The 12,566-nt window shown below is 43.1% G+C and carries 13 protein-coding genes; 7 read left to right on the top strand and 6 right to left on the bottom strand.

What is annotated here, in order from left to right:
- Positions 1-2: 2 nt before the first annotated feature.
- Both ptsP and F975_RS13715 read right to left on the bottom strand, forming a co-directional pair.
- Positions 3-2,297, bottom strand: a complete 2,295-nt coding sequence (gene ptsP, locus F975_RS13720; protein ID WP_004754342.1) for a phosphoenolpyruvate--protein phosphotransferase — start codon at positions 2,295-2,297, stop codon at positions 3-5.
- Positions 2,298-2,404: 107 nt separating this feature from the next.
- Positions 2,405-2,878 carry an RNA pyrophosphohydrolase gene (locus F975_RS13715; RefSeq protein WP_004754341.1) on the bottom strand — a complete coding sequence of 158 codons (474 nt, stop codon included), beginning with the start codon at positions 2,876-2,878 and terminating at the stop codon, positions 2,405-2,407.
- A gap of 185 nt (positions 2,879-3,063) precedes the next feature.
- On the opposite strand from F975_RS13715, the gene F975_RS13710 reads away from it, so the two are divergent.
- Positions 3,064-3,714, top strand: coding sequence for an HAD family hydrolase (locus F975_RS13710; RefSeq protein ID WP_004754338.1), 651 nt, complete (start codon positions 3,064-3,066; stop codon positions 3,712-3,714).
- Positions 3,715-3,780: 66 nt separating this feature from the next.
- Here the strand turns inward: F975_RS13710 and F975_RS13705 are convergent, their stop codons facing one another.
- Both F975_RS13705 and F975_RS13700 read right to left on the bottom strand, forming a co-directional pair.
- Positions 3,781-4,377, bottom strand: coding sequence for a membrane protein (locus F975_RS13705; RefSeq protein ID WP_034426364.1), 597 nt, complete (start codon positions 4,375-4,377; stop codon positions 3,781-3,783).
- A gap of 38 nt (positions 4,378-4,415) precedes the next feature.
- Positions 4,416-5,279 (bottom strand): LysR family transcriptional regulator, encoded by an 864-nt coding sequence (locus F975_RS13700; protein ID WP_004754335.1) that lies wholly within the window; start codon positions 5,277-5,279, stop codon positions 4,416-4,418.
- Between the two features lie 496 nt (positions 5,280-5,775).
- Here F975_RS13700 and leuC point away from each other — a divergent pair, with 496 nt between their 5' ends.
- The 5 genes from leuC (at position 5,776) to F975_RS13675 (ending at position 10,139) form a co-directional block, all read left to right on the top strand.
- Complete coding sequence (leuC, locus tag F975_RS13695; protein ID WP_004754333.1) at positions 5,776-7,194, top strand: 3-isopropylmalate dehydratase large subunit; 1,419 nt, start codon at positions 5,776-5,778, stop codon at positions 7,192-7,194.
- 11 nt (positions 7,195-7,205) lie between these two features.
- Complete coding sequence (leuD, locus tag F975_RS13690; RefSeq protein ID WP_004754332.1) at positions 7,206-7,856, top strand: 3-isopropylmalate dehydratase small subunit; 651 nt, start codon at positions 7,206-7,208, stop codon at positions 7,854-7,856.
- A 101-nt stretch (positions 7,857-7,957) separates the two neighbouring features.
- Positions 7,958-8,530 carry a hypothetical protein gene (locus tag F975_RS13685; protein WP_004754329.1) on the top strand — a complete coding sequence of 191 codons (573 nt, stop codon included), beginning with the start codon at positions 7,958-7,960 and terminating at the stop codon, positions 8,528-8,530.
- Between the two features lie 47 nt (positions 8,531-8,577).
- Positions 8,578-9,657 (top strand): 3-isopropylmalate dehydrogenase, encoded by a 1,080-nt coding sequence (gene leuB, locus F975_RS13680; protein ID WP_004754328.1) that lies wholly within the window; start codon positions 8,578-8,580, stop codon positions 9,655-9,657.
- Positions 9,658-9,761: 104 nt separating this feature from the next.
- A complete protein-coding gene (locus F975_RS13675) occupies positions 9,762-10,139 on the top strand; it encodes a lysozyme inhibitor LprI family protein (RefSeq protein ID WP_004754325.1) in 378 nt (125 codons plus the stop codon).
- A gap of 154 nt (positions 10,140-10,293) precedes the next feature.
- Here the strand turns inward: F975_RS13675 and infA are convergent, their stop codons facing one another.
- Positions 10,294-10,515 carry a translation initiation factor IF-1 gene (infA, locus tag F975_RS13670; protein WP_004754324.1) on the bottom strand — a complete coding sequence of 74 codons (222 nt, stop codon included), beginning with the start codon at positions 10,513-10,515 and terminating at the stop codon, positions 10,294-10,296.
- 228 nt (positions 10,516-10,743) lie between these two features.
- Here infA and F975_RS13665 point away from each other — a divergent pair, with 228 nt between their 5' ends.
- A complete protein-coding gene (locus F975_RS13665; RefSeq protein WP_004754321.1) occupies positions 10,744-11,754 on the top strand; it encodes an AraC family transcriptional regulator in 1,011 nt (336 codons plus the stop codon).
- An 8-nt stretch (positions 11,755-11,762) separates the two neighbouring features.
- On the opposite strand, the gene truA is transcribed toward F975_RS13665, so the two are convergent.
- Complete coding sequence (truA, locus tag F975_RS13660) at positions 11,763-12,566, bottom strand: tRNA pseudouridine(38-40) synthase TruA (RefSeq protein WP_171063189.1); 804 nt, start codon at positions 12,564-12,566, stop codon at positions 11,763-11,765.

The raw sequence follows: 12,566 nt of genomic DNA, 5'->3' as shown, positions 1-12,566 counted from the left end.
AATTAGACATTGACCAAACGGTTAGTTTTAACCATATCTGCTAGACCATGATTTCTAAAATAATATTCGAGCCAGCTCTTGATCAGTAACGGATTATTCAGTTGTAAAACATGATCTAATAATTCCTGTGCATCACTCATCGGCACATGACAAATCGCTTTACGTACCCGCAAAATATTACTTGAGCTCATCGACAAGGTATTGAAGCCCATCGCCATCAGCAAAATCGCTGATAAAGGGTCTCCCGCCATTTCCCCACAAATACTGATCGGTTTTTCGTACTTGTGACACTCTTTAACCAAACGACATAGTGCTCGTAAAATTGCAGGGTGAAAATGTGAATATACACTTGAGACATGCGGGTTGTTGCGGTCAACAGCGAGTAAATACTGAATCAAATCATTTGAACCGACTGAGAAGAAATCCACCAGTGGTGCAAACTCATCAATTTGCAAGAGGACACTTGGTACTTCTACCATAATCCCAATTTTGGGCTTGTTAATTTTGACCTGCTCTTCTTCCTGAACTGCGACCCAGTCGCGCTCGAGTAAGTACAACACTTCTTCAACTTCACTGACACTGGTGACCATTGGCAGTAAAATATGCAGGTTATTTAAGCCGATACTGGCTTTGAGCATGGCACGAATTTGCGCCGAGAAAATTTCAGGATGGTCAAGGGTAAAACGCAGCCCGCGCCAACCCAGTGCCGAGTTTTCTTCATCTATGCTGAAGTAAGGCAGGTCTTTATCTGCGCCAATGTCGAGGGTACGCATGATGACAGGTTTATTGGCAAAGTGGCTGAGTTGCTGCCGATAAATGGCCCGTTGCTCTTCTTCACCAGGAAAGCGATCACGTAGCATAAATGGAATTTCAGAGCGATACAGTCCGACACCTTTAGCACCACGCTGTACGCCACGAACCACATCAATCATCAGACCTGTGTTGACAAATAACAGAACAGGAACACCATCAGGAGTAATGGTCTCCTTGGTCTCGTACTGTTTCAGATCTTTGGCGATCTGCTCTTCTTCTTTTTGAATTTCTTTGTAACGCTGACGCAGGCGACGTGGTGGATTGACAAAAACCCGTCCCTGATAAGCGTCAACAATCATCTCGACATCATCAATGGTATTGATCGGTAATTCTGTGACACCGACAACAGTTGGAATACCTAAAGCACGCGCGACAATGACCATATGTGAATTTGCAGCACCTTCACTTGTCACAATTGCAGCGATTTTATCCATTGGTAGTTCAACCAGTGCTGCGGTACTGATTTCATCACCAATTAAAATACTGTCTGAGCTGAGTTCGCGATGACCAGCATCGGCTTCTTGCAATGAGGCTAAAATACGTCGCCCTAAGTCTTTAAGGTCGGACACCCGTTCACGCAAATAGTCATCTTCCATTTGCGCAAACAAGGCAATATGTTTGTCGATGACTTTTTTGACCGCGCCTTGTGCCCAGTTTCCATCGCGAATCAGTTCTTTAATTTCGGCAGGTAAGGCATTTTCATCCAGCATGCGTAAGAACACACTAAACAGCGCACGTTCTTCCGACATGAGTGAATCTTGCATTTTTTCATCAAGTGACTGAATTTCACTGCGAACATTGGCAACGGCATGATCAAGGAGTTTGAGTTCATCGGGAATGTTCTCAGCTTCACGCTCAGGCACAGAGGATAAATCTGCCGCAGGATACAAAATAATGGCACGACCTAAAGCCACACCACCTGCACCTGCGACGCCTTGAAAGGTTTTGTAATTGGAAATATTACTCGGCTTACGAAAAACGTCAATGTTCCCGACCGCATGTGCATGGGCAATTACGCCTGAAAGCTGCGCGCATAGGGTGACCAAGAAAGACTCAGCAGCTTCACTAAAATCTTGTGATTCTACATTTTGTACCACCAGTACACCCATCACCTTGCGGCGATACATGACAGGAACACCTAAAAACGAATTATAAATTTCTTCGCCTGTTTCGGGGAAATACGCGTAACGCTCATGCTGTGCCGCATTGTCAAGGTTCACGATCTCTTCGCGTTGTCCAACCAGACCGACCAGACCTTCGCCGACCTGTAATGATACACTGCCAACAGATTCGGGATTTAAGCCTTTAGTTGCCATAAGGACATAGCGTTGGTTACGTTCATCAAGTAAATAAATCGAACACACATCGACATCCATAGCCACAGAAATCTGATTGACCATAATGTCTAATGACTCATGCAAACTCACGGCTGCATTGACCTCTTGGACAATGCGTCGGAGCGTGTCTAATTGCATGTTCGACATAACTACATACTCCCAAAACAATTTATATAATCAGTAATTATTAATTTATTTATAGCAGCCACCCACGAGAAAAGCATTCACTAAAAAATTCTTTTTTCAATTATTTTTTAGTGGGGTAACTGGCTACATAATTCAGTCATGGCTTTTCGGTAAACATCTCGTTTAAAGTTGATGACTTGTCCTAATGGATACCAATAACTGACCCATTGCCATTCATCAAACTCAGGTGGGTCGGCGAGATCCAACTGAATATTGTGGGCTGATGCAGTCAGCTTTAATAAAAACCATTTCTGTTTTTGACCGATACACACAGGGTCTGTGCCCGCGCGAATGTATCGATGTGGCAAACGGTAACGCAACCAGCCTTTGGTTTGCGCAATGATTTGGACGTGTTCTGGCAATAAGCCAACTTCTTCTCTTAGCTCACGGTATAACGCTTGTTCAGGAGATTCTCCAGTCTGGATACCACCTTGCGGAAACTGCCATGCATTGTGCCCAATGCGTTTTGCCCATAACACTTGTCCATATTCGTTTGCCAAAATGATCCCGACATTGGGTCGGAAACCTTCAGAGTCGATCATTTGGCTACCTAAATTTGTTAGATCTTATTGTCTTTATTTCGGGGATGGCAAAATTTGTGCATCCAACACAAAAAAAGACCTCAGAATATTGTTAAAAATTGCTATGATCTTAACGAATTTCTTTGCATTAGCGGCAACTGATTTACATTTTTTTGCTTTAATTTTCAGTTTTAACGAGAATTTCCATGAAATTGGCTTTATTTGATCTTGATCATACCCTGTTAAATACCGACTCAGACCACTCTTGGGGTGAGTTTTTAGTGAATGAAGGCTTGGTTGATCCCGTGCATCATCGCCAAATGAATGATAAGTTTTATGATGACTACAAGGCAGGGCAGCTTGACCCGATTGCATACAATGAATTCGTATTTCAGTTTTTGACCAAACATTCAAATCAGTATTTAACTGATTTGCATCAGTTGTTTATGCAAAAAGTCATTCGCCCACAAATGCGTCAAAAAGGATTTGATGCGATTCAGAAGCATAAAGATTTAGGGCATGCGATTGTCGGGATTACGGCAACCAGCGATTTTATTACGGCTCCGATTTTTCATGAGTTTGGCATCACTGAAATTATAGCCACCAATGCTGAAGTTAAAGACGGACAATACACAGGCAAAGTCGCAGGTACAGCATGTTATCAGCAAGGTAAATTGGTTCGTTTAGCGCAGTGGTTAGATGGTCGTGAGGTAGATGAGTCTTGGGCATACTCAGATTCAATCAATGACCGTTTCTTGCTTGAATATGCCACCCATGCTATTGCAGTTAATCCAGATGACCGTTTGGAAAAACTTGCAAAAGAACAGGCTTGGGAAATTCAGGACTGGTCAATCTAAATTAGAAAGTATCCAATCGAGTTGGAACAAGTGAGAATGAGCTACAATCAGACTGATTAAGCAATATTAGTCTGATTTAATGCGCTTACTGGCTTGCCATAAATCTTGATGGTGATATCGATACCAGCTTTTAAATTCAATACGCCATTGTTCAAAAGGTGGAGAAAGTTTCGGGCGTGGATCGTTGCTTAGCGTATAGGCCATCCCTTCGATTAACCATTTGGGCTTGGTCAGCATCGCAAGGTTACCCCATTCTTCGGCTTGTCTGTCGTGAATCAGTTCGTGGACAATATAAAATTCTTGCCAACCTCGTGGAGCAATGACGGTGCCTAAGTTCCCGACAGCTTTGGCGGCAGCCTTTTCCATTCCAAAAGTTTCTGCACACTTTCCTATAGAACAAAACACCATGGTCGGGCGAGAATGAAAGTTACCCACCTGACGTTGTGTTTCTTGTATTGCCTGATTATATAGTTTTTGAGCTTTGTCTTGCTGCTGCGGGTCATCAACACAGACATTTCCCTGACAAGATAAAAATGGGAGCTCGTGAGCCAATGCTACTCGCATCGGTTTTATCAACATTAAAATAAGTAGAAAAACACACGCCACGCTGAAAAGGCATACTTTCATGATTTTTTGCGCTTTGAGTAAAAGATAATTTTTCATAAATTTATGACCCAAATACATGGTGTGATTTGAAAAAATTATGGTTTTTGCATCATTTCAATCAGTGCCTGCATGGCGCGTGACTGCGTGCGTGCTGGATGCCAGACTAGACCCAATTGGCGCTGCATGTCAATTTCCAAAGAGAGTCGTTGTAAATCCTGATTGACCAAGGTTAGTGGCAATACTGACCAGCCTAGCCCAATCGAAACCAGCATGCGGATAGATTCTAATGGATTGTTACTCATGCTGACTTTGGGTTTAAGCCCTTGTTTCTCAAATGCAGCAAGAGTAATTTGACTGGTATAGGTTTTTGCCGCAGGCAGCAGGCTTGGATAGCGCATTAAATCTTCGAGTGTGAGCTGCTGCTTATGCGCCAATGGATGAAAGGGCGCCGCCACAAATACCAAAGGATCATTCCAGATGGGTTGGTAATGCAAGCGTTCATCCAGTTGTGGTGGTAAGGTTAAAAAAGCCAGCTCCAAATCGCCTGCGAGTACCTGCTCATGTGCCTGTTCCGAGTCGACAAAATACACATCCAGAGTGACATCTGGGTATTGCTGTACATAGTGCTTTAAGTGATGGGGTAAATGGTGTAGTCCAATATGATGGCTAGTGCCTATTTTGAGTCGCCCTTGTACTTTGCTTTGCTGATGGCTGAGGGTATGGTGCATTTCCCCGAGCTCATTCAGCCAGGTTTTGACTTTGGGCAACAGTGCATACGCAGTGTGCGTTGGCTGAATGCCACGACCTGCCGATTCAAATAGTGTCACCCCAAAATACTCTTCTAAACAGTGAATACGTTTGGTCACAGCAGGTTGGGTAATAAACAGTTGATCGGCTGCCAAGGAAATCGAGCCTGTTTCCATGACTTTAATAAAAGCTTCAAAAGCAGCGAGATTCATATGCGATTTCCTAAGGAATACGTGGTTTTATATTTAAGAAAAATATAGAGTATTTTTATTTCAGCATGATTTTAGAATTATAGAAAGCCGCGTATATATTTTTACTTATAGTATGCTAAAACAAGGCAAATAGGAAACTTGTTCGATTGTAGCTGTGGCATATTCTGCATCACTCGTGTTCGGTATGGCTAAAATGCTGCTTGATAGGTTGCCTATGTTATGCAGGACTGCTATAGCCTGTATTCTACAGCACTCATCGATAGAGACCTTTCATCATGAAAATAGAATATGTCCATATGTGTTGAGATTGAATTTGCAGCATGGGCATGATGATTGTTGATAATGTTCAAATTGTAGTAGCCGCTATCATAGTAGAGATTGACTTATTCCAAAAAGTTTATTGATCTATAAAAATGATAAATTAGATTTATGTAAAACAGTGCCTATAATGAAAATAGAAGATTTAATTACCCAATGTCCAATGGAGCGCGTCGACATGGCAGGCAAGACATTATATGACAAGTTGTGGGATGACCATTTGGTGAAGCAACGTGATGATGGTTCGAGTTTAATTTACATCGACCGTCATTTATTGCATGAAGTGACCTCACCACAAGCATTTGAAGGTTTACAACTTGCAGGTCGTCAGCCGTGGCGTTTAAGTGCCAATGTGGCAACGCCTGACCATAACGTACCAACCTCAAAAAAAGAGCGTGAACGGGGCGTTGCAGGGATTGAAGACGATACTTCTCGTATTCAGGTACAAACCCTCGATGACAACTGTAAGACATTTAACATTGTCGAGTTTGACATTAATGACATCCGCCAAGGTATTGCACATGTCGTTGGGCCAGAGCAAGGTTTGACTTTGCCAGGTATGACTGTAGTCTGTGGTGACTCGCATACTGCAACTCATGGCGCATTTGGTTGTTTGGCACATGGTATCGGCACATCAGAAGTTGAACATGTATTGGCGACCCAATGCTTGGTTCAAAAGAAAATGAAAAACATGTTGGTGCGTGTCGATGGTCAGTTGGGCAAAGGCGTGACCTCAAAAGATGTCGTGTTAGCGATTATCGGAAAAATCGGTACAGCAGGCGGTACAGGCCATGCGATTGAGTTTGGCGGTCAGGTCTTCCGTGACATGTCGATTGAAGGTCGTATGACTGTCTGTAACATGGCTATCGAGGCTGGTGCGCGCGTGGGCATGGTTGCTGTTGATGACAAAACTATTGAATATGTGAAAGATCGTCCGTATGCACCTAAAGGCGCAGATTGGGATAAAGCAGTAGCTTACTGGAATACTTTACATTCCGATGATGATGCACAGTTTGATACCGTTATCGTGTTAAAAGGCGAAGAGATTGAGCCGCAAGTGTCTTGGGGTACTTCTCCTGAAATGGTGGTTGCTGTATCACAAGCAGTTCCAACATTAGAACAAGCGAAAGATGACGTACAGCGTAAAGACTGGATACGTGCTTACCAGTACATGGGTTTAACTGCAGGTCAGGCTTTGGCTGATATTCAGTTGGATCGCGTATTCATTGGTTCATGTACCAACTCACGTATTGAAGACATTCGTGCTGCGGCAGAAGTCATCAAAGGTCGTAAAGTTGCAGCAAGCATTAAGCAAGCCATGATCGTGCCGGGTTCTGGTCTGGTTAAACAGCAAGCCGAAGCGGAAGGTTTGGACAAAATCTTTGTTGAAGCAGGCTTTGAATGGCGTGAACCAGGTTGCTCAATGTGTTTGGCAATGAATGCTGACAAATTGCAACCCGGCGAGCACTGTGCTTCAACTTCAAATCGTAACTTTGAAGGTCGTCAGGGCAATGGCGGGCGTACCCATTTGGTTAGCCCAGCGATGGCAGCAGCAGCAGCGATTGCGGGTCATTTCGTTGATGTTCGTACATTCTAAGGGAGTCGCATATGAAAGCGTATACAGTTGAACAGGGTATCGTTGCACCTTTAGACCGTGCCAATGTCGATACCGACTTGATCATTCCAAAACAGTTTTTGAAATCGATTAAACGTACAGGGTTTGGTGATAACTTGTTCGATGAGCTTCGTTATTTAGATGAAGGTTATTTGGGACAAGACATCAGCAAACGCCCTAAAAACCCAGACTTCGTGTTGAACCAGCCGCGTTATCAAGGTGCAAGCATTTTAATTGCGCGTACCAACTTTGGTTGTGGTTCAAGCCGTGAACATGCACCTTGGGCATTGAGCGAATATGGTTTCCGTACCGTGATTGCACCAAGCTTTGCCGATATTTTCTTCAACAACTGCTTTAAAAATGGCATGTTACCCGTCATTTTGCCTGAAGAAATTGTTGAGCAGCTTTTCCAAGAATGTGCGGCAACAGAAGGTTATCAGTTAACCGTTGATTTGGCAGCACAAGAAGTGCGTACGCCGTCAGGTCAAGCGTTTACTTTTGAAATTGACCCATTTCGCAAACACTGTTTGTTAAATGGTTTTGATGATATTGGTTTGACTTTACAAGATGCTGACTTGATCCGTGAATATGAAGCAAAAACCAAACAGGCGCGTCCTTGGGTTTTTCAAGATTTACACGGCTGAGTCGTGACATGAAGCATGGCGCGAAGGCTCAACTATTGCTAACATATCGAATTATTTTATGTAATTCAATCTGCTGATCGGCAAAAGGTTGGGCCATTCAAATGCTAAAAAACATCGGTCGAAGTGCTTTCTGGGGTTTTTGTGCGGTGTTGCTGAGCGCATGTCAACATACGCATCAGGCGGTCGATACGATGGCAATCAAGTTTATTGCCCCTGAGCAAAGACCTGCCAATGTCAAACTGTACTGTACAGGAACAGTCAATTGTGAATTTGAACGTTTTGATAGCATTCAGATTGTGGATGACACCACACATTTGGTGAATTACGAAGCCATTAAAAAAGGCTATGTGCGTTTAAATAGTAAAACTACAGGCTATAACAATGCCTTGTTTTTAACCGTACCTGATCGACAGCATGAAGTGGTTATTCGCTTTTATCCAATTTCGATGGATCGTGCAGAGCGAATCAGTGTAATTCATCATTTTAAACCGAACACAAGCTATACCTTCAAGATGTACCGAAACCGCACCAAACAAGCGGGGAGTTTGCTGAGTGTCTCAGCACCCGATCCGCTATGTGTGGTGTTATTACAAGATCAACGTCCAATTCGCCGTTTTTGTAAGCCCTACAATGTGCTGACAGGTTTAGGCGAATTTGTTGAACAAAAATTTTAACTGGGCTGTTTAAAAAACGACAGTCGTGGGAATAAATGGAATAGTGTATGTCTAAACATATTTTAATTTTAGCGGGCGATGGGATCGGACCTGAGATTGTCGCAGCAGCAGAAACTGTACTGAATACAGTCAATACAAAATTCAATTTGGGTTTAACTTGGGAACATGGCTTGCTTGGTGGTGCCGCGATTGATGCACATGGCGAACCGTATCCAGCCGTAACCAGCGCTCAGGCACAAAAAGCCGATGCAATTTTACTTGGTGCAGTTGGTGGACCAAAATGGGACAGCATTGAACGTTCAATTCGCCCAGAACGTGGTTTGCTTAAAATCCGTAGTGAACTGAACCTATTTGCAAACTTGCGTCCAGCGATTTTGTATCCACAATTGGCAGGTGCTTCAAGCTTGAAACCTGAAATCGTGGCGGGTCTGGATATTCTTATTGTTCGTGAATTGACTGGCGGGATCTATTTTGGTCAGCCACGCGGGATTCGTGAACTGGAAAATGGCGAAAAACAAGGTTATAACACTGACGTTTATTCAGAGTCTGAAATCAAACGTATTGCTAAAGTTGCTTTTGAATTAGCAAACTTGCGTGGTGGTAAAGTCTGTTCGGTGGATAAAGCCAATGTCCTTGAAGTGACTGAGCTTTGGAAACAAACTGTGACTGCACTCAAAGATGCAGAATACCCAGAAATCCAGCTTTCACACATGTATGTTGATAATGCTGCCATGCAATTGGTACGTGCACCAAAACAGTTTGATGTGATTGTAACAGGCAACCTGTTTGGTGATATCTTGTCTGATGAAGCTGCAATGTTGACAGGTTCAATTGGTATGTTGCCATCTGCATCATTGGATGAAAATGGTAAAGGCATGTACGAACCATGTCATGGTTCAGCACCAGATATCGCAGGAAAAGATTTGGCTAACCCATTGGCAACCATTCTTTCAGTTGCGATGATGTTACGTTATACCTTCCGTGAAGAAGCTGCTGCTAAAGCCATTGAAGATGCGGTGGGTCAAGTTCTGGATCAAGGCTTGCGTACAGCAGATATTATGTCTGAAGGTATGAATAAAGTCGGCACAAAAGCAATGGGTGAAGCAGTTGTTGCTGTTTTAGCTTAAGCTTATAAATTTAAAAATAAAAAGCGCGATCTTCGGGATTGCGCTTTTTTGCGATATAAAACATAAAAAAATTAGAGTTTATATAACAAAGTGAAGGGAAAATCATGAAAACTAAACTGACTTTAGGCGTTTTACTCGCAGGTTTATCATGGGCGGCACATGCCGACAATTGTGGCCACGTGCGTAATAGTTATGATGCAGTGCATTGTAATAATAAAATGTATGTGAATGCAGATAATGAGTTAAACAAGAATTATCAGGAATTGCAGAGTAAACTCAGTACTCAGCAAAAAAATATTTTAAAACATTCACAACTGGTTTGGATCAAGGATCGTGATCAAAGCTGTTCAGGTGAGTCCAATGTCGGAACGGTAATTTATACCGTATGCCAGCTACGTAAAACTCAGGAACGTAATTCATGGCTACGAGAGCGTCTAGGCGAGTGCAAGGCAATTGGCTGTAAAAGCTCATCCTTAGAATAGAATCTTGAGTCATCGACATAGCTTGCAATATAGCGGGTTTTAACACGCTGAAGGCAGATCGTAAATTGAACGGTTTTCACAATCCAAAATATTGTCTTTAAAAATACATATAAAAAAAGCCACATTGTTGTGGCTTTTTTGCTTCAGCTAATACTTAACGTGCACGGTAAGTGATGCGACCTTTGGTCAAATCATATGGAGTCATTTCAACTTTAACATGGTCACCCGTTAAAATACGGATGTAATGCTTACGCATTTTGCCTGAAATATGAGCAATCACTTCATGACCGTTCTCTAAACGCACACGGAACATGGTATTAGGAAGCGTTTCGGTGACAACGCCTTCGAACTCAATTAGTTCCTCTTTATTGGCCATAGCCTACCTAAAAGAATAAAATAACAAGGGGCAAATTATAGACAAATTTAAGTAATAAAACAATATAAAGGCAAATAAAGCGTAGCTAAAAACAACAAAGTTAAAAGTAACAAAAGTGAATCATGCGTCTACACTTTTTTCCTGAAAAAGAGGACTGGTTGGTTGTCAGTTTGGTCAATCCTCAGTACCCTGAATCTGGCGATACAGGAATAAAAATAAGGTGAAAGTGTGGGTCAGCAAACGGATGCTTCTGTGGTATTGCGGCTTGGTTATCAGGCATTAAGGCGGGCAGGATTGTCAACAGAGCAAATTCTGACACAGGCTGGTGTTGCCATGAGCCAGTTAGAAACCAATCAGCGTACGCCAGTCAGTGCACAAAATGCATTTTGGCTTGCTGCTGAACAAGTGAGTCAAGACCCTGATATCGGGTTGCATCTAGGTGAGCATTTACCACTCTACCGTGGGCAAGTGATCGAACATCTGTTTATGAGTAGCGAAAATTTTGGTGAAGGGCTACAACGCGCACTTGCCTATCAACGTTTAATTAGTGATGCTTTTCAAGCGCAATTGGTCTGTGAAAATGGACGTTGTTATTTGACTAATGGAACACAAGCCCGCCCCAATCGGCTGCTGAATCGACATTTTTCTGAGTGTGCTGTGTCTGGGGTTTTACGCTTTTTCAAATTCTTGACTGAAGGGCAATTTCAACCGATTTTTATTGATTTTAATTTTCAGGAAGGAGCTGCGCCAGAAGAATATTTTCGGGTCTATGAATGTCCTGTCAGCCTTGGGCAAAAAGAAACCCGGCTGTATTTTGACCCTGCGATTTTAAAACATCCGCTATGGCAAGCCGATCCTGACTTGTTACAACTACATGAACAACTGGCAAATGAAAAATTACAGGAATTGGCGCGTTACGATCTGGTGGATGAAGTACGCCGTGCCATTGGTGCAACTTTAGAGCAAGGGGAAACCACACTCGAAAGTGTGGCTGCACAGTTACAAATTACACCACGCCGTTTGCGCACCTTGCTTAATGATGCACAAACCAGTTTTCAGCAGATATTATCAGCTTATCGCTGTCGGCTTGCGAAGAAACTGTTGGCAAATACGCATGAAAGCATTGAGAAAATTGTGTACTTGACAGGTTTTGCCGAGCCAAGTACATTTTATCGGGCATTTAAACGCTGGACCAATGAAACTCCGATTGAATACCGCAAACGTAAACAGCGTGACTGAACTGTTTGTCACTCTGCCCAGTTGAGCCACTGAGGGCCTAAAGCAACTTTGGGTAAATCAAATTGCTCAGGATAATACGCCTGAATAAAATACAAACCATCCGCAGGGGCGGTAATGCCCGCAGCTTTGCGGTCTTCTGCGGCGAACATCACATCAATGTGTTCCACAGGGTAGAGCTCCTGCCCAATTTCAAGTAAGCAACCCACAATGTTGCGCACCATATGATACAAGAAACCATCTGCCTGAATATCCAGAATCAGAAAAGCGCCATGCTGGGTCAGACGGCAATGTTTGACGTGCCGTACAGGCTGATTGGATTGACAGGCCGCAGCGCGAAAAGTTTCAAAGTTATGCGTCCCTTCAAACTTTTGTGCTGCTTCGACCATTTTGGCAACATTTAGAGATTGATGAATATGTGTTACCTGCTTGTGCAGTAATGCAGGACGACGAGGGGCGTTATACACCACATAGCGATAACGGCGGGCAATTGCCTTGAATCGTGCATGAAAGTCTGAATCCATGCGTTTAATCCACTGAATCGAGATGTCTTTAGGGAGCTGACTATTTGCCCCCATGATCCAACCACGATCAGCACGATCCGCTGTGCTGTCAAAATGTGCCACCATATTGGTCGCATGTACACCTGCGTCGGTACGTCCAGCACCGTGTACAATAACAGGATGATTGGCGATTTTACTTAAGACACGCTCAAGGGTTTCTTGCACACTGGCAACGCCTGCTTGTTGTGTTTGCCAACCCCGATAAGCCGTACCACAAAACTCAATACCGATCGCATAACGTTGTGAAGTCAT

The sequence above is a fragment of the Acinetobacter brisouisimilis genome (assembly GCF_000368265.1).
Classification (GTDB): Bacteria; Pseudomonadota; Gammaproteobacteria; order Pseudomonadales; family Moraxellaceae; genus Acinetobacter.
Note: the sequence above shows the minus strand (reverse complement) of the source record. Positions and strands in the feature narration are given on the sequence as shown.